Source organism: Halarchaeum sp. P4 (assembly GCF_051195175.1).
Lineage (GTDB): Archaea > Halobacteriota > Halobacteria > Halobacteriales > Halobacteriaceae > Halarchaeum.
The window spans coordinates 40,229-57,845 of the sequence record NZ_JBNTKC010000003.1 but is presented as its reverse complement, the minus strand read 5'-3'; the positions used below and the strand labels follow the sequence as shown (position 1 = coordinate 57,845).

The window sequence follows — 17,617 nt, the reverse complement described above, 5'->3', positions numbered from 1 at the left end:
CCGCCGCCTTACTTCTCCACATATGATGCAACAAGACTTCACCGACTACGCGTCCGATGGCGGCGATTCGTCGACCGACCGGTATGTCCCCGACACCTGCATTGGGTTCGACGTGACCGCCGACTTCGCCCACTTCCGGAAGGTGGGCAACAACAGCGCCAAGCCCAGCTACCGCGTCCCGCCGCGGACAACCGTTGCGGGCCTCCTTGCGGGAATCCTGGGAATGCCGCGAGACAGCTACTACGACCTGTTCTCCCCATCGTCGTCCGCGGTCGCGGTCGTCCCGAAGGAGCTGCCCCACACGTACACGATGGGGATCACGACGGTCAACACGAACGAAGCTGCCATCCAGTATCTCCCGCTCGAAAAGGACTGGTGGGATGGTGCAGAAATGCTGACGCCGGAGTCGTATCTCGAACACTGGGACAAATCGGGGAGACAGGATTTGATGGAGACGCCTCGCCAACGCGACACCTACGAGATGCTGGTCGACCCAGTGTACCGCGTCTACGTCGCACTCACCGACGAGGATGTCCACGACGAACTGCGGGAACGCCTTGAAAACTCGCGGTACCACTACTCGCCGGCGCTTGGCCTCTCTGAGTGTATCGCGGACATCCGAAACGTGGACACCCACACGGTCGAATCCGCCACCACGGACGCCGTTGACTCCGCCGCGTACGACGACTCCGCGGTTGTTCCCAGACCGGGAATCACTATTAACCGCGAACGGGCACCGCTCTACATGGAGGCGACCGACAGCGGCCGGCGGACAACGGCCTTCGGCAACATCACGTACGCGACTGGCGATGACCGCCTTCCGGTGGACGCCTCGCGGACGCACGCAGTCGGCGACCACGAAGTCGTCCTCTACTGACACGCGAATCATGACCTTCGAGAAGTACATCTCACACCCAGCCAACACTGACGACGGCGAGCCGACGCTCCTCATCGGCGAGGGGGGTCGGTTTGATGACGAAGGACACCTCCAGACGGTCGCCGACCGGATGGTTGAAGCCTGCCGCGGGCAGACGCTAGCTGACGAGACGCCGGCAGAGTCGGTTGCAGAAGTGGTCGGTCTCACTCACGACTTCGCCAAGCTGACCCGCTGGGCGCAGCAGTACCTCCGGGGCGAGTCCTTCCGGAAACCGGACGAGTACCGGTATCACGCCTTTCCGGGGGCTCTCGTCACTCTATACTGCCTGCTTGAACACCACGATGAGGTCAACGATTACGCAGCGGAGGTAGCTACACTCGTGGTTGCCGGCCACCACGACACGCGGTCGCCTCCGGAACCGTCCAAGCTGGCGGAGAATTACGGTCGCACCACTGTCGAAGTCCGAGAGACGTACAAGCGCGTCAACGAGCAGTTGGCGGACATCGGCGACGAGGTGCCGGAGCGGGCCGACCGCGTCATCCAGGCGGCGACCAGTGGTGCGGGGTCGTGGGATGACTTCCGCGAGTGGCACGACGACCGCACGGAACCAATCGACGGCGCCCACGACCATCTTGTGTACTTCGCCGGAATGGGAAAGAGAGTCACCGGAGTTGGCTACTATGGGGACGTGGTTCGACTCTGGACGGCACTCAAATTCGCCGACCAGACCGCGGCGAGCGGACTCAAAGACGACGACATCGGCGGGACGCCTCCCGACCGAGAGGTCCTTGACCAGCACGTTGACGACCTTGAGGAGGGAGAGGGTGTGCTGGCGAATCTCAACTGTCTCCGCGACCGGGCCCGAAAAGACGCGACAAAGAACGTTGAGGCGCTCGTTGAATCCGATGACGTGGGACTGATCACACTCCCGACCGGATTCGGCAAGACGTACACCGGGCTCTCCGCGGGCCTTCAGGCGGCCGACATCAGCGACAGCAGACTGGTGTACGTCCTCCCCTACACGAGCATCCTCGACCAGACCGCGGGCGAGATCCAGTCCGTGTTCGGTGTCAGCCCGTACAGTCGGGCATTCACGCTTCACCATCACCTTTCGGACACCTACACCGGCCTCGGCGACCACTATACGGACGCCGATATCGGCCGCTCGCCGGGGGCACTTCACGCGGAATCGTGGCTCAGCGGCCTCACCCTCACGACGACTGTCCAGCTCTTCGAGTCGCTCGCGGCGCCGACGGCTCGGCAGGCTACTCGCGTCCCCTCGCTCCACGAGGCCGTCGTCGTGATAGACGAGCCGCAGGCAATCCCCGAGGACTGGTGGCAGATCGTCCCCGAACTCGTGGAGCTGCTCGTCGATACCTACGACGCCACCGTGATCCTGATGACAGCCACCCAGCCGGGCATCGTCGAGTACGGCTCCGATGAACTCGACACGCGGGAACTCACTGACGACACCGACCAGTACACGGACTTCCTCGCAGCCCACCCACGCGTCACCTACCGGCTGCACGATACCGTCCAGACCGACCTCGGCGACGAGTACACGACGCTTGACTACCCCACTGCAGGCAGTCGGGTGTCCGAGGCCGCACGGAATGGACGCGGTGTCCTCGCCGTCTGCAACACTCGGGCGAGTGCCGAGGAACTCTACCGTCACGCCACACCGACTATGGCGGCGGACGGAGATTCCTCGGTCGAGCTCGGCCGCCTTCTCCACGGCCACGTGGAAGCGACCGGCGAACTGCCGTCGCCCGTCCGCCTCCGGCGGCTCGCGCTCGACGCGGTGGCCGAGCGAGACGCCGACACAATCTACACCTACCTCTCAGGCGACGTGCGGCCCGACGACCGAGCACTACTCATCGACGCCCTCTACGACGAGGCGGCGGGCGGCGAGGACGACCCAGATCCGCTCCTCAACGGCGAGACATCGGTTGTCCTCGTCTCCACGAGCGTCGTCGAGGCCGGTGTCGACGTGAGCTTCGACACGGTGTTCCGCGACTACGCGCCCATTCCCAACATCGTCCAGTCTGGCGGCCGGTGCAACCGCTCGTTCGACGGCGACACCGGCGACGTGGTCGTCTGGCGGCTCGCCGAACCGGAGGACGGCGGCGCCGTCCCCTCGCTCGTAATCCACGGCGGCGACGGCGGCGACGCGCTCCCGCTCCTCCGGGAAACCGGCCGCGTCCTGCGGCGGCACGCCGCTGAGGACGGCAGCATCGACGAGGCAACGATGATTTCTGACACTGTCGACGAATTCTACGAATCGCTGTTTGAGGGGGCGCTGAATCCCGGTAGCGAGCGGCTCGCCGACGCCGTCAACTCGGCGTCCATGTCCGAACTAGCGGGCGAACACATGATTGAGGGAATTGAGGACTACGAGGATGTAGTTGCCTGCCTTACGGACCCGGAACGATCCGACCTACTCGGCGGCGAACTAGACGCGGGCGACATAGGGGAGTATCCAGGAGCGCAGGTCAGTACTGACCCCAATATGTGGACGGACGAGGTTACGATCGGTAACTCACGGTATCTGTTGGTGGACGCCCGCGAGGAGTCTTATCACACCGTATTTGGTATTCGATGATCGAACCGTCTCAAACCGTCACCAACAGCGGTACGTGATCACTCGCGTCCATCCAGTCGTATTCGCCCACGGTTACCCGAATATCCGACTCCACAAGCGCTCCTCGACATAACCGCCGTCTGCGGGCGCTTCACGCCTGAGAACCGGAATTGACTCGTTCTCACCTCCTAATCACACGACCATTATTTATAAATGCCCGCCTTACAGACAGTAACGGCAACTCGGGTTCAGATGGCTACGCTACCCCCTACGGTGCGTCTCTCGACTGTTAACCCCGCATACATTTCTGAACCTTCTGTATCTGCTTGTCGGTGAGGTTCTTCGCGTCCACTCCCTTGACAGTCTCCAGCACCTCTGAAGTTGAGAAGCCACCACGAAGTGTCCCCTGGATGTTGGCAACACCCGATATCTTGTCCGTGACACTACCCCATAGGCCGCTGCTATCCTCCATTTCGTTCATTACTTGCCCCACACAACGAGTCGCTCCCTTGGAGATGTTCCTCGGAACGACCTCGGTACCCACGAACTGCCCGACATGAACGCTGTAGTTCGCTCTGGAGACGTTCGAGCTGGCTGAGATACCCATCTGGTCTAACCTATCTCGAACGAAATCAGGGGATGCTCCAAGAGTGCCGTGGGTAAGCCAGTACGTGCCGCTCATCACGGTGCCGAGTGCCTTATCCCCGAAAGTAGCCTGAATAGCACGATACGTATGCGTGTGTGACGCTACTCTGGTTATCTTTGAGGCCGTCTTATAGTACATTCCGTACTGGAACAGCAGGAGTTCAAAGCCGAGTGACGCAGTCGCAAGGTAGTAGTCTTCGACCGTCTCTGGCTTGTCGCGGTCAAACGCACACGACGCGTTGACGTAGTTGTTGTAGGTCCCGATGATAGTTGCGTATTGCCCGACCTTTCGCGCGCTCTGGGCAACGCTCCGTATCCGGTTCGGTTGTATCTGACTGTTGAATTTCTCGTTCACCAACCGAGCAACCTGATAGAGTTGCTGACCCTGCTTGTGAGTAGCTGAGGCCATCTTGACGGGGCTCTCACTGATTCGCCCGATGTTGCAACTTTCCTCCGCCGCCGTTGCGACGGTGGCCATCCGCTCGCTTTTGTTCTCGGGGAGTTTCTCGAAGAACTGCACCATCGTCCCGTTGACGGCCGCTAACTTCTCGGCGGATGCATTGTGATAAGTTATGTTCCCCCGAACGAGCGTATTTGTGGAGTTTGACGTAGTAGTGGGCTGTGCTTCCTCCATTGCTGTATCTGTGGTCGGAGCCGATGTCGTTGACGTTGTAGTTTGCGTGTTCTGGCTGGTCGTCGTCTGGGGAGTTACCACTGCTGTCGTCTCTCTACTCGTAGTCGTGTCCTGTGTTGTTGAACTCGTGGCACAACCCGCCGTCACCAGTAAGACCGCCAGTCCGATAGCGAGCAGTTGCCGCCGTAGCAGAGTGGATGTCATTTTTCTAAGTCCACCAATCAGTCAACATGGTGCCTTACCTCAAATATCCGCGGTTGAATAGCGGATTTCATCGAGAAGGGGAATCACCGCAGAAAATAAAATAGCGTAGAGGTACTATCCTGCTTGTCTATTTCGCTGGACGAACTGGATTCTCATCTGTTCAAGTGCGCGGACATCATCCGCGACGCAGTGGATTCCACCGACTACACGGAGTTCATCCTCCCGCTCGTCTACTACAAATCCATCTCGGACGAGCTTGAGAAGCAGTACACCGAGAACGTTGAGGACTACAGTCAGTCAATCTACTGTCAAGCGCGTACTGGAGACTACGAAGCACACGCTCAGTGGCTTGAGGAGAACTGTTGATGAATAGATAGGAGAATGGAGCGCATAGTGGCTGGTTCGGCCATGGTTACAGACGAATCCTAGTCCGGGTTGAAGCACGTCGTAGTTGCTCGTCTGCGCATTCGCTTGCGTGGTTACAGTTGAACTGAGTCGGGTTACTGTGAGCGGCGGTCGCCGTCAAGCACTACTATTGACGACTTCACGATGACTGGACGTCGGCGAGCAGGCATACGCCGATTACGTCGACGTAGCGAAGGCAGCTGAAATCGGCGCTCTCTCGCTCATTAATCAGCGACGTGCCGCCGACGTGTTGATCTGCCGGACTGACGCCGACCGCGAGCTCGCCAATAGCTGTCTTCTGACTGAATGTGGTCGAAAAACATTCTCGAAAGCCTTCGAAGAAACACTCCAAGAGACAGTTGAGCATCCCCGGTTGAACCGAAAGGTGAGCTATCAATACCTCCTCCGGATTGAAGCATACAAGCTGAAAAAGCATCTCCTCACCGGTGAGGACTATCTCCCGTTCAAACGGTGGTGGTAGTACGTGCCCTACGCGATCGTTGTCTATGACGTCCAGGCTGAACGAACAGCGAAATTCCTCAAATACCCCCGTCGGTACCTCACCCACGTTCAGAATTCTGTCTTTGAGGGCGAACTCACTGAAGGACAACTCGTCGAAGTCAAAGAAACAGTGGAGTCCATGTTAGATACCGGGGAATCCGTGATGGTCTATCAGATGGCCTCGGAGAAATACGTTGACCGGTCGGTCTTTAGTGAGGACCCAATGGACGACCAACAGTTTCTGTAGCTCTGTCGTCGACCCCCCGGGGGTTCACTGGGAATTACTGGTCGACGAAAATACTGATGTGGAATCGTTGAGTAGCACCGATATGGCCGGCAAACAGGCCATGGTTACAGACGAACCCTAGTCGGGTTGAAGCGTCGTCGAGTCTCTGAGCTCCACGCAGACGGGTTGGTGTTACAGACGAACCCTAGTCGGGTTGAAGCCTCAATTGCCCGACGGTAGATAGTGCTCGACGTCTCAGTTACAGACGAACCCTAGTCGGGTTGAAGCGTCTCGCCCGACGAGTATGGTGCGGGGATGGGGACGGTTACAGACGAACCCTAGTCGGGTTGAAGCCTCGAGTGGTGTGAGGACACCAAGACCGAGGACGAGTTACAGACGAACCCTAGTCGGGTTGAAGCCGTACGTCGTTGCCGGCGACTCTATCCGCCTCAAGGTTACAGACGAACCCTAGTCGGGTTGAAGCCGAGGAACCCCCATCCCGTGAACGGCTGAGAAGAAACGTTACAGACGAACCCTAGTCGGGTTGAAGCTTCTGCTGGCGCGTAGTGACGGGAGATGTCCAGTCGGGTTAGTGGATATTCGAGGGTGTAGTAGATGTGCTAGGTGTGGCGTTGCGGTCGAGCACTAACTGAGTTTGCGTGTAATGCGGTTGGTAGCGGGCTCAACGTACGTTGTTCTGGGTAGACTTGAGTCAGGGTGAGGTGGTGTGGGGTTGGTGTTTACCCTAAGTTACCTAAGGTAGCTAACTTAGCTGGCTTAGGTATGGGTTTGGTCTCCGTACGGGAGCGGTGTCGTTATCGGCATTCTCTCGCTTCTGAAGGTGGCTATCGCTCGCGACGTGTCATAGCGGTCTGCTTGCTGCACGGACGGTGGGTGTCTGGGACTGGAGCCTACTCTCTGGGCCTACTATCGACTCACCGCGACGCTGTCGTAAACTCGCGATCGTCGGCCTTACTCGCCGCGGTGTCTGGCACGCCACTATGGTTGAGGAGGTGGTCTTGATAGGCGTCATAAGCGAGGCCGATGAGTAATGCCTCGGCTTCAGCGAGATATGCAGGCACGCCATAGGGGCCGGGATACTCGCTCGGGTTCCAGGCGCGCACCCAGAGGTAGACGTCGTCGATGAGGCGTCGTGTGCCCTGCTCGAAGAGGGCGTTCGCCCAGGGTTGTTTCTTGGAGTCGCCGTCGAAGACCGTATTCGTGAGTTCGCCGACGTGCCAGTAGTCGCCATCACCCCAGCGGGCAAAACTCCGGGTTCCGTCTCGGTTCTTGGCGATTTCCTCGAAGTTCGCACTCAACTCGTTTTTCTTGCCGTAGGCTTCGGCTTTCCCGATATAGCGCGGGACGATATCCGACGCCGTCACATCTCCTCCATCGGTGTCGAGCTGGTAGAGGACATAGAGGATGCCGTCTGGACCATCACTGCGAACCCCATCGGAGTGCACGCATTTGCGGCCTTCCTGGCGAATTCGGGCATCAATCGCGTCACTCCGCTTGAGAACGCCCTGGTCGGTCACCCGAACGGTGCCGTCTGGCTCGGTGTCGAAGAGCGGGATCGGGTCCGAGACCTCACCGAGCGAATACTGTCGTGCTGTCGTCGAGTGGATATCGGCGACAATCGTCTCCCGAACCCAGTCGTACCACAAGTCGGCTTTGGTTGGGGCGTCGACGACGGCTCCGGTCTCGGGGAGGGCTGTCGGCTCGTAGCTCTCACTCTCGCCGTACACCCAGCGTGGCCCACTCTTCCCCATCTCGTGGACGACGCGATTCGGGACGAACTCACGATTCGCAAACCGCCACTCAAAGCCATCCAGAGAATGCACGAGCCCCACAAGCTTCGCCTCGAGCTCCTGCCGATACGTCGGATAGCCGTATGGCCCAGTCTCGAGTGTGTCGACGTCGAGAATCCACGCGTAGAGCGGACTTCCGGACGCCTCGACGACGGCGGCCATATGGTCGTACTTCGACCAACTCCCCCACGAGCCATCATCCGCCCACTCCGACACAGGAAGCGACTCCCGAATCTCCCGAAAGTGATCAAGGAGGCGTTGCGTGATGGCGTTCGTCTCACCAATATAGACCGGCACAACGTCCTCAACGTCCGGATCGACGTCGTCTTTGAGCAGGTAGAGCAAATAGAGGTAGTCGCCCTCACCACGCCCATAGCGATAGTCGTCGAGTGCGTCCGAGCGTTCAAGCGGCGTCTCGACTGAATCAACAATCGGAACTGGGTCTGGCGTCTTCGCTACCGCGATGTCTGCGAGCAGCGTCTCTCGCACCCACTCCGCCCACAGGTCAGATTTCGTCGCCATCAACTATCTGCCCTACGTCATGAGTGGTTAACCCACTTTGGTCACGCCTCTGGTTTCGAAGGTCGTCTTTGACTAGTGGAAGGTTTCAAATAGGTGTCTTCCCTTTGTATTAACAGACCGTGGACGGCTCGATGAACTAGCAAGCAGGCGTGAATACCGGTACTTTCGGGGTTCGAATCTCCGGGGGGAAGTGGTCTAACTGGGCTAAAGAGTAGCGTTCGAAATCTAGTTCATCAGACTATGTTAGGAATAATAACTACTGGTCTATCAGGAGTCGTCTTCGAAAACGCCGGCGTAGCGCTTCCGGTTACCCTAGCGCTCATCGTGTACATTGGGTCCTCCCAAAGAACGCACTTCCCCTTACCTTTGCCCAGCACATGGCGAGAAGCATCTGTAGAGTATTCGTGACTGCCACATAGTCTCTCGATTACAGTGCCTACGTCGAGAGATGGGTCTCTGAAGTGATGGTCGATAAACGAAGGGTCTGTCTTGGACGCGCGACCTCTACGAAGTGGTGGAAACCTGAGCTACTCGTCTTCGAGGGCGTCGTAAATCTCGGCGTGGCGACGGCCGTCGAGCTTGCCCATCTCGAGGGCGATCTCGTGGCGTTCCTTGTCAGTCTCTGCCGCCTGGTAGCGCTCGTAGAGCTGGCGGACTTCATCGTCAACCGACGTTGAGGACTCACTACTGGACGCCATTGCTACCTTGTGGTACACGGTGTGGGGGTTTATCGGTTGCGACGGGCACAGGCACGGAAGTAGATGACTGCGGTTTCGACGTCAACGTCCTGGGTGGTTGCAAATCGATGGAGGAGTGCACGGACCTCATCACCATACTCAAACGTGTAGCCGTTCAGCATGTAGAAGACGACGACCGGTCGGAGTGCAGTTCGCTTGTTTCCGTCGACGAACGGATGCTCGGCGACGAGCAACCGCATCAGATGGACTGCTTTCTCGTGGATCGTCTCGGGAACTTCTCCGAAGAACCCTTCAGAGATGTACTGTAGCGCAGATTCGATTGCGTCTGTTGATCGAACGCCGGGCTCTGTGACATCGCCCTCCACAACGACCTGCTCGTGAAGATCAAGGATTACCTCACGGATGGATACACGATGTCGTCAGTCACACGAGTACGTCTGTCTAATACCCGATAGTCGTTTCTCTTGAGCGTCGACGAGACAGCCATACCAATCGCGGGCCGATGCGCGTTGTCCGGGTCGGGGTGCTCGCAGAGCGTACACGCGACGCAGATCGGATGCGTGACGAGCTCGTCCCCCATGACCCTGTGTCGCCGAGGCGGACGTTGGGGCCGGCGTCGCAGAACACATACCTCTCAAGTCGCCGCTGGCTCAGTCATCTCCGCCGTCGTCACACCCGGCCTGCCACCCACGGTGGTAGGCAGCAAGTTGGACGACGTCCTCGAAGACTGCGTCCGTCGGCTCATGGACAAGGACGCGGTCAGTCGGTACTGCGACCACGATGTCGGCCTCGAGGAGGTCCGCAATCAGCTTGCGTGCGTCCGATTCGGTGAGGTCGTCCACGTGAATCCGGCCAGTATCGTGGTCGCGGGCGAGTTGGTCTCGTTCGAAGCGCTCAGCGTCGTCGCTTGCGTCGTCGTGTCAATTAGGTGGAGTCATCGAGGGGTATTCGCGACGCGTGGTGTGCGCGCCGCAGCGCTCCCCGGCGCCGAAAAACTACCACGCCACGAGCACGACCGTTCAAGCACGTGACGTCTTAACCAACAGACCATCTGATAACGCTCCATCTGTTGGTTAAGATGTATGCCGTGCGGTGGTTCTCCTGGGATGCCTGCCGCGGTGTCGTGGATCCTGCCCGTCGCGAGTGTGTGCTACGTTGCTGGGAGTTCTCAGCTCAAGACTAGCCCCCAATACCTATATGAGATTAGATATCTGTCATATAAGAGTGGACCATTCAATTCGTGAGCAAGAGGAGGAGCAGACCGAACAAGAGGGGGAGGTGACGGCAACACAATGCCCAGAATGCGAGTCGACAGACGTGATCACGGATCAGGGGGAGCGGCTCTGCCAGGATTGTGGGCTCGTCCTCGACGACGACCAGATCGATCGCGGACCGGAATGGCGTGCGTTCAACTCCTCCGAGCGCGACCAGAAGTCGCGGGTGGGCGCGCCGACGACACAGACGATGCACGACAAGGGCCTGACGACCCAGATCGACTGGAAGGACCAGGATGCCTATGGGCGGTCGATCTCCTCGAAGAAGCGCTCGCAGATGCATCGGCTACGCAAGTGGCAAGAACGTATCCGGACGAAGGACGCCGGCGAGCGCAACCTCCAGTTCGCGCTCAGCGAAATGGACCGCATGGCGTCGGCACTCGGCGTCCCGCGCAGTGTCCGCGAGGTCGCGTCCGTCATCTATCGGCGCGCGCTCAACGAAGACCTCATCCGCGGGCGTTCCATTGAGGGCGTCGCCACCGCCTGCCTCTACGCAGCGTGTCGCAAAGAGGGCATTCCACGCTCGCTTGAAGAGGTGGCTGAGGTCTCCCGAGTCGGGAAGAAGGAGATCGGGCGGACCTATCGGTACGTCGCCCAGGAACTCTCCCTCGAAATGGAGCCAGTCGACCCCAAACAATACGTCCCGCGGTTCGCCAGCGAACTCGGCGCCTCTGAAGAGACAATTACGAAAGCCAATGAGATCATCGACATCTCCGCCGAACAGGGTCTTCTCTCTGGGAAGTCACCAATCGGCTTCGCGGCGGCCGCCATCTACGCCGCGGGCCTCCTCTGCAACGAAAAGATGACCCAGCGTGAAGTCGCCGACGTCGCCCAGGTCACCGAGGTCACCATCCGCAATCGCTACCAGGAGCAGATCGAAGCCATGGGCTTCGAGTAGGTCCTACTCGATACTCTGCTGGGAGAGGGCTGGTTCTGTGACACGGCGGCAGCCATGCTCATCGCTAAGCGTTCAAGCCACGTTGAACCCCCATTTGGTAGACGTCTCGTTCGTAAAACAGCTGTCAGGTAGGTGTGCAAGTCTAGCGATAAATGCTCAGCTAGTGCCGTCGAAAGCCTGATACGATTCTCATCGTAATTTTGGATATAGCTATGCTCTCGGATTATGGCGGCAGGATTACAGCGGTTATACTTGGTGCGTGTTTGCTGCTGGCGTATCTACTTGTGAACCCGTTTGAACTCACATCAGATGTGGTCGCGACTGGCCTGAGCGGTATTCCCGTTACACTACTCATATTTGGTGTGGCAGGCGTTTCGAAACGATCTGCCCTCCTCATCGGTGGAAGTGGCACGCTGGGACTGATGATTGGCACATATCTCCAAACGGCTGGAATTGTTGGCTAACGCTGACTGCTCAGGAGCCAGTAGGGCCGCACCCAGATTGGTAGAACCACTACACCGATAGGTAAGTCTCCTACATCTAACAGACTATGCTTATTCTTGTTGGTAGCTGAGGATTTCAACAGAGCCGAATAATCAATCGTCAGTTGACTGAGCGGCGAAGAAGTTAAGCGCGCAGCGAGTTCTGTGGACTCCGAGCAGTTGGAGGGCTTGAGGCATTCTCGATCGCTGTGGGGCTACTCACGAGATCATCTGAATAGTACTCGATACCGGACCCCCAACTATTTTGGTCTCGTAAACTACGGTCTCAGTCGTGGTTTACGAGACGGGTAATCGAACAGTCGATGAGGCAGTTGCACGTGTGGTGAACGACGAGGCACTCACCAGGCGGGAGGCGCTGGCGCTGCTGGCCCAACCGGTCGAGGACCTCGCGCCGGCCGCGGACTCGGTGCGGGCGCACTTTGGTGACGACACGGTCGACGCCTGTAGCATCGTGAATGCGAAGGCCGGCAACTGCGCCGAGGACTGCGGCTTCTGCGCGCAGTCGGCGCACTTCGACACCGGCATCGACACCTACGGGTTCCTCGACCCGGAGGAAATCCTTGCAGCCGCGAAACGCGCCGAGCGCGACGGTGCCCAGCGCTTCGGCGTCGTGGTGGCCGAGAAGGGCGTGAGTAAGGAAAAGCGCCCCGAGGAGTGGGCCGACGTCCTGCGGGCCATCCGGCTGGTGCGCGACGAAACCGACGTCGAGGTCGATGCCAGCCTCGGCCTCCTTACCGAGGATGAGGCACGTATCATCGCCGAGGAGGGCGTCAACCACTACAACCACAACATCGAGACCTCGCCGCGGTACTTCCCCGAGATAGTCTCCTCACACGACTTCGAGGATCGCGTGAAGACCCTCGAGCGTGCGAAGGACGCGGGGATGGACCTGTGTGCGGGCGTCATCCTTGGGATGGGCGAGGCGCCCACCGACCGCGTGGACGCCGCGCTCGCGCTCCGCGACATCGGGATCTCCTCGGTCCCGGTCAACGTCCTCAACCCCGTGGAGGGGACGCCCCTAGGGGACCGGGGAACGGCCGACATCACGACCACCGAACTCGTCAAGACGGTCGCAGTGTACCGGTTGCTGTTCCCGCGCGCCCGGGTGCGCCTCACCGGCGGCCGGGAGGTCAACCTCGACGAGAACGAACAGCACCTTCCGTTCGAGGCCGGTGCCGACGGCGTACTCACAGGTGACTACCTCACGACCGAGGGCCAGTCGCCCGCCGATGACATCGAGGTCATTGAGCGTGCGGGCCTGCGGCCCAACACCGAGGCCAACGAGTTTGACCCCGAGGGGGTCAAGGCCCGATCGCGCGGTGACGACTCTGAGAACGATCCCGCCGTCGACACCGCTGCGGGCTCGGCCACCAGCAACGCAGAGTCCTCTGGAACGGACATGGGAACGACCACTGACACTGCTAACAACTGACTCCGACTGTATCGACGCGCAGACACTCGAGAAGAATATCACGGCAACCTCACGACACTATGGACGACGTTTCCTTCGCAGTACTGGGAACCGGTGGTATCGGCAGGCAAACACTCGAAGTCAGCACTCACAAGGAGGGGCTCACGCCCGTTGCGGCCTGCGACCGTAACGGTGTGGCGTTCGACCCCGACGGTCTCGACGTCAAGGAACTCCTTGAGGCTACCGAGGGCAACATCGCCGGCGATGGGACCGGCCACACGGACGAGGCTGAGGCGTCCAACGTGGACGACGCGGTCGAACCCGATGGCGGGACGGCCGTCAAGCAGCACGGCGAGGGCGCCGGCGTGGTCGCCTCGGCTCAGGGTGAACCCACGGAGACGCCCATCGACGATGTTATCGAACTCGACGAGCACGTCGACGCAGTGGTCATGGCGCTGCCCAACCTTGAGCACGACTTCATCCCACGGCTGGCCGAGCGCTTCGCGGCGGCCGACTTTGAGGGTGTGCTCGTGGACGTGCTCAAGCGCTCGCGCGTCATCGGGATGCTCAAGGAGCGCGAGGAGGAACTTGTCGAGTCGGGCATCACCTTCGTCTGCGGTGCAGGTGCGACACCCGGGTTCTTGACCGGCGCGGCGGCGCTGGCGGCCCAGTCGTTTGTCGAGGTCGAGGAGGTGGAGATTTGGTGGGGTGTGGGCCTCAAGTCGGGCTATGAAGACAATCGCGGTACTGTCCGAGAGGATATTGCTCACCTCGACGGCTACGATATCGAGGCTGCACGCGAACTGAGCGAGGAGGAGATTGGGGAAATCATCGACGAGCACGACGGAGTCATCGAGTTCAATGATATGGAACACGCCGACGACGTGTTGCTGGAGCACGCGGGAATCTGCGACGCCGAGGACGTCCACGTGGGCGGCATCCTCGACGTGCGTCACGACGAGAAACCCACCACGACGACCGTGCGTGTGACCGGCCGCACGTTCGACGGCGAGCGGGGAACCAACACCTTCCAGCTCGACGACGATACCAGCATGGCCGCCAACGTGAACGGCCCCGCGTTGGGCTACCTGCAGGCTGGCATCCGACGCAACTGCGTTGAGGACTACGGCGTGTTCGGCCCGGCCGAACTCATGCCCGGATTCTGAGTGTCCCATGTTCGACGCCGACTCCGGAACCGAAACCGGTTCCGGGACGGAATCCAGATCGCAGGGCAACCACGGCTTCGACCCCACCTCCCGCCTAGCCGCCCGCAAGCAGCGGGGGCTTCGCCGTAACCTCTCGCCCGCGGAGGACGTGACCGCTCGCACGCGGTTCGCGCCCGACCCGCAGGGGGAGCGCCCCGACTTCGAGGGCGAGGGTGAGAAGAAGTTAGTGTTCGCGGCGAACAACTACCTGGGGCTCGCTGCCGACGGGCGGATCCAGCGTGCGGCCGCCGAGGCCGCCCGCGAGGTCGGAACCGGCGCAGGCGCGAGCCGGCTCGTCACCGGCGACACCCGGCTCCACCGCGCGCTCGAACGCGACCTCGCGGACGCCAAGGACACCGAGCGTGCGCTGGTCTTCTCCTCGGGCTATGCCGCGAACATCGGGACAATCACCGTGCTCAACCCGGACGTGGTCTTCTCCGACGAGTTGAACCACGCCAGCATTGTCGACGGCTGTCGGCTCTCCGACGCCGAGACGGTGGTCTACGACCATGTCGACACCGCTGCGCTCGCCGATGAGATGGCCGCGAAAGCGAGTGGAGGGGCCGAGGACGAACGCTGGCTACTGGTGACTGACTCGGTCTTCAGCATGGACGGCGACATCGCGCCCCTGGAGGCTCTCTGCGACGTCGCCGAGCGCCACGGCGCGTGGATCATGGTTGACGAGGCCCACGCGACCGGACTCTACAGCGACGGCGGCGGTATCGTCCAACACGAAGGGCTTTCCGACCGCGTGGACGTCCAGCTCGGTACGCTCTCGAAGGCGCTGGCCAGCCAGGGCGGCTACGTGGCTGGCGACGAGGCGCTCGTGGAACTCCTCGTCAACGAGGCGCGCTCGTTCGCCTACTCCACGGGCCTGGCCCCCCCCGCCGTTGGCGCGGCCCGCGAGGCTCTTCGACTCGCCCGCGAGGACAAGACCCGCGAGGCGCTCTGGTCGAACGTCGAGCGCCTCCGGGAGGGGCTCGAATCCCTCGGGTACGAGGTGCTCGGGCAGACACAGGTGCTGCCCGTACTGGTCGGCGACCGGGGCGACGCCCTAGCGCTGGCCGCGGGGCTCAAGGAGCGAGGGATTGTCGCCCCCGCCATCCGCCCGCCAACCGTGCCCGCGGGGACCAGCCGCATTCGGATCGCGCCGATGGCGACTCACCTCGACGAGGACATCGAGCGGTGCCTGACGGCGTTCGAGGTGGCCGGCGAGGAGGTAGGTCTGCTGTGACGCCGGGAGCTGGTTCGGAAGCCGACCCGGCCCTCGGCCTCGCCGGGGCTTCTCTCGCCTCCGCCGAGCACGGTTCCGAGGATCAGCAAGCTGGCGACGTGCTCGCAATCGAGAACTTCGCCGTTGTCGGAACCGGAACGGGTGTGGGCAAGACGGTGGTGACCGCAGGGCTGGTTGGTGCATTCCGCGAGGCGGACGTGGATGCTTGCGGCGTCAAGCCTGCCCAGACCGGTTTTCCACCGGCCGACGATGCCGGGTTCGTGGCCGACGCCTGTGGGAGCGAGGAGGCGTCGACCTGTCTTCGTCAGCTCGAACCCGCGCTCGCACCCGCAGTCGCCGCCGAACAGGCTGGCGAGACGCTAAGCTACGAGGTCATCCGAGAGGGCTGTACCCAGGCCGTCCGAGCCGCCGACATCGGCGTCGTCGAGGGCATCGGCGGGCTCCGGGTCCCGCTGGCCGACAGCCGTGAGGTGATCGATCTAGTCGCCGACCTCGGTCTTCCCGCGGTCGTAGTCGCGCGGGCCGGCCTGGGGACGCTGAACCACAGTGCGCTCACGGTCGAGGCACTGCGCCGGCGCGATGTCGAGGTGACCGGTATCGTGCTGAACGACTACACAGGCGAGACGCTCGCCGAGCGCACCAACCCCGACGTCCTAGCCGAGATGACCGGGTGTCAGGTCGAGACGCTACCGTCGCTGGATCTCGACGACCCGGTCGATGCGGTTGAAGGAGTCCGTGAACACCTCTCGACCGGAATTCTTCCGACGTGCGAGTCGCAAAGGACACCTCCGGGGAGACCACCGTGAGCGGGGACATGGAGGACAACCCTACCGATGTGTGGGAGAGAGATCAGCGCAAGTCGGACGCGTTCAGCGTGCGGATGCGTGCGAGTGGCGGCGACGAGCATGTCTCCGGCGCGGAGACAATCGTGACTTCTGACGGGAGCGACGCCGCCGACATGAGCGACCATACCGACGAACTTGAGGCAGCGATCGCGGGCGCCGCCGATTCGATGATCCAGCGCGCGCTCAATCACCCACGGGGCGACCCCGACGAAGTGACAGTGACCGTCGAACGGTTGTCCCGTCCGCCCCGCCGCGTTGAGGCGCTCCCCGTGGTAACCATCAATGTCGACGACGCCGACGAGGGGCGGCGGATGGCGCGGAAACTCCTCTTGCATGCCGGCGTCAGCGACAACGCGATCACACGCGGGTTCGACGTACTCCAGGTCAAGACAGCCAAACGCGGGGCCGCACTGGTCGACGCCGCCGACGGGTCACGCCTCGATCCCGACCCAGCGAGGGGCGTTCGAGCGAGCTACCTCGGTGCAAGTGACTCCGGGCAAAACGCGCTCGACGCCGTGATCATGGAGCAGGAAGTCGTGTCACCGAGGACAGTCCGGGAAGCGGTCGTACTCGCGACGACCATCGCTCATACTCCAGGGACACGAGCCGAACTCTGCTGGTCAGATGATCCCGACTACGATGCTGGCTACGTGGCCACCCCGGACGCGTATTACCGGCTCCCTACGCTGAAACCGGGTAATGTGACCGAAGGGGGACGGACTGTCTTCGTCGAGCCGGACAAGGCGATTGGCCAGGTTGTCAAACACCTAGAGAGGCAACCCATGCTCGTCGACGGTGCAGCCGGTGGTGAGGAAGTCAAACCCGGCAACCTCCTCGAGATGGATACGGGCAATCCGATGGACTAGAGAACCATCTCGGGGCCAAGTCACTCGAAACGCCGGAGGACGTCAACAGGACGAACACGACAGAGGTCACGCCGTCGCGCCCACTGCCCATCCTCGGCCGGCCGGTTTCGTCTCTCTGGGGGATAGATGCAAAACCCGAGTTAATTGCGAAGTACGCGTTCGCGATTCCGACACGGGAGGCACTCGACTATCTCCTCGAGTAGGGGCCGCTCGTCGAACTCGGCGCGTGGAAGGGCTACTGGGCGTCCGAACTCGAGAAGCGCGGCGGCGACATCAC

Annotated in this window: 13 protein-coding genes, 3 pseudogenes and 1 CRISPR repeat array; of the genes and pseudogenes, 11 read left to right on the top strand and 5 right to left on the bottom strand. The window is 61.1% G+C overall.

Annotated features, from left to right (window positions below; genetic code table 11):
* Positions 1-25: 25 nt before the first annotated feature.
* Positions 26-877 (top strand): type I-B CRISPR-associated protein Cas5b, encoded by an 852-nt coding sequence (cas5b, locus tag ACQUS8_RS11480; protein ID WP_435101119.1) that lies wholly within the window; start codon positions 26-28, stop codon positions 875-877.
* Positions 878-887: 10 nt separating this feature from the next.
* Positions 888-3,479, top strand: a complete 2,592-nt coding sequence (locus tag ACQUS8_RS11475; RefSeq protein WP_435101117.1) for a CRISPR-associated endonuclease Cas3'' — start codon at positions 888-890, stop codon at positions 3,477-3,479.
* 268 nt (positions 3,480-3,747) lie between these two features.
* On the opposite strand, the gene ACQUS8_RS11470 is transcribed toward ACQUS8_RS11475, so the two are convergent.
* Complete coding sequence (locus tag ACQUS8_RS11470; protein ID WP_435101115.1) at positions 3,748-4,737, bottom strand: hypothetical protein; 990 nt, start codon at positions 4,735-4,737, stop codon at positions 3,748-3,750.
* Between the two features lie 327 nt (positions 4,738-5,064).
* On the opposite strand from ACQUS8_RS11470, the pseudogene ACQUS8_RS11465 reads away from it, so the two are divergent.
* The 3 genes and pseudogenes from ACQUS8_RS11465 to cas2 all read left to right on the top strand — a co-directional run.
* Positions 5,065-5,238: pseudogene (locus ACQUS8_RS11465) on the top strand (type I restriction-modification system subunit M N-terminal domain-containing protein); the annotation flags it as partial.
* Positions 5,239-5,632: 394 nt separating this feature from the next.
* Positions 5,633-5,827: pseudogene (locus ACQUS8_RS11460) on the top strand (type I-B CRISPR-associated endonuclease Cas1b); the annotation flags it as partial.
* Between the two features lie 3 nt (positions 5,828-5,830).
* Positions 5,831-6,094 (top strand): CRISPR-associated endonuclease Cas2, encoded by a 264-nt coding sequence (gene cas2 / locus ACQUS8_RS11455; RefSeq protein WP_435101113.1) that lies wholly within the window; start codon positions 5,831-5,833, stop codon positions 6,092-6,094.
* 103 nt (positions 6,095-6,197) lie between these two features.
* Positions 6,198-6,624: a CRISPR direct-repeat array (repeat unit 30 nt; unit sequence GTTACAGACGAACCCTAGTCGGGTTGAAGC).
* A gap of 384 nt (positions 6,625-7,008) precedes the next feature.
* On the opposite strand, the gene ACQUS8_RS11450 is transcribed toward cas2, so the two are convergent.
* The 4 genes and pseudogenes from ACQUS8_RS11450 to ACQUS8_RS11435 form a co-directional block, all read right to left on the bottom strand.
* On the bottom strand, positions 7,009-8,406 hold the full coding sequence (locus ACQUS8_RS11450) for a GIY-YIG nuclease family protein (protein ID WP_435101111.1): 1,398 nt from the start codon (positions 8,404-8,406) through the stop codon (positions 7,009-7,011).
* 527 nt (positions 8,407-8,933) lie between these two features.
* On the bottom strand, positions 8,934-9,104 hold the full coding sequence (locus ACQUS8_RS11445) for a hypothetical protein (protein WP_435101109.1): 171 nt from the start codon (positions 9,102-9,104) through the stop codon (positions 8,934-8,936).
* Positions 9,105-9,133: 29 nt separating this feature from the next.
* Positions 9,134-9,531 (bottom strand): annotated as a pseudogene (locus ACQUS8_RS11440) (type II toxin-antitoxin system death-on-curing family toxin).
* A 223-nt stretch (positions 9,532-9,754) separates the two neighbouring features.
* Positions 9,755-9,946, bottom strand: coding sequence for a hypothetical protein (locus tag ACQUS8_RS11435; RefSeq protein WP_435101107.1), 192 nt, complete (start codon positions 9,944-9,946; stop codon positions 9,755-9,757).
* Between the two features lie 355 nt (positions 9,947-10,301).
* Here ACQUS8_RS11435 and ACQUS8_RS11430 point away from each other — a divergent pair, with 355 nt between their 5' ends.
* The 6 genes from ACQUS8_RS11430 to ACQUS8_RS11405 all read left to right on the top strand — a co-directional run bounded on the left by ACQUS8_RS11430 (position 10,302) and on the right by ACQUS8_RS11405 (position 17,340).
* Positions 10,302-11,276, top strand: a complete 975-nt coding sequence (locus ACQUS8_RS11430) for a transcription initiation factor IIB (RefSeq protein ID WP_435101105.1) — start codon at positions 10,302-10,304, stop codon at positions 11,274-11,276.
* A 774-nt stretch (positions 11,277-12,050) separates the two neighbouring features.
* On the top strand, positions 12,051-13,211 hold the full coding sequence (bioB, locus tag ACQUS8_RS11425) for a biotin synthase BioB (RefSeq protein WP_435101103.1): 1,161 nt from the start codon (positions 12,051-12,053) through the stop codon (positions 13,209-13,211).
* Positions 13,212-13,270: 59 nt separating this feature from the next.
* Positions 13,271-14,356, top strand: coding sequence for a transcriptional regulator (locus tag ACQUS8_RS11420; RefSeq protein ID WP_435101101.1), 1,086 nt, complete (start codon positions 13,271-13,273; stop codon positions 14,354-14,356).
* Between the two features lie 7 nt (positions 14,357-14,363).
* Entirely contained in the window at positions 14,364-15,629 is a 1,266-nt protein-coding gene (locus tag ACQUS8_RS11415) for an aminotransferase class I/II-fold pyridoxal phosphate-dependent enzyme (protein WP_435101099.1), read from the top strand.
* 98 nt (positions 15,630-15,727) lie between these two features.
* Complete coding sequence (bioD, locus tag ACQUS8_RS11410; RefSeq protein ID WP_435101787.1) at positions 15,728-16,435, top strand: dethiobiotin synthase; 708 nt, start codon at positions 15,728-15,730, stop codon at positions 16,433-16,435.
* Positions 16,432-17,340 carry a 6-carboxyhexanoate--CoA ligase gene (locus tag ACQUS8_RS11405; RefSeq protein WP_435101097.1) on the top strand — a complete coding sequence of 303 codons (909 nt, stop codon included), beginning with the start codon at positions 16,432-16,434 and terminating at the stop codon, positions 17,338-17,340. Before bioD ends, ACQUS8_RS11405 begins: the two co-directional genes overlap by 4 nt.
* Positions 17,341-17,617: the final 277 nt, after the last annotated feature.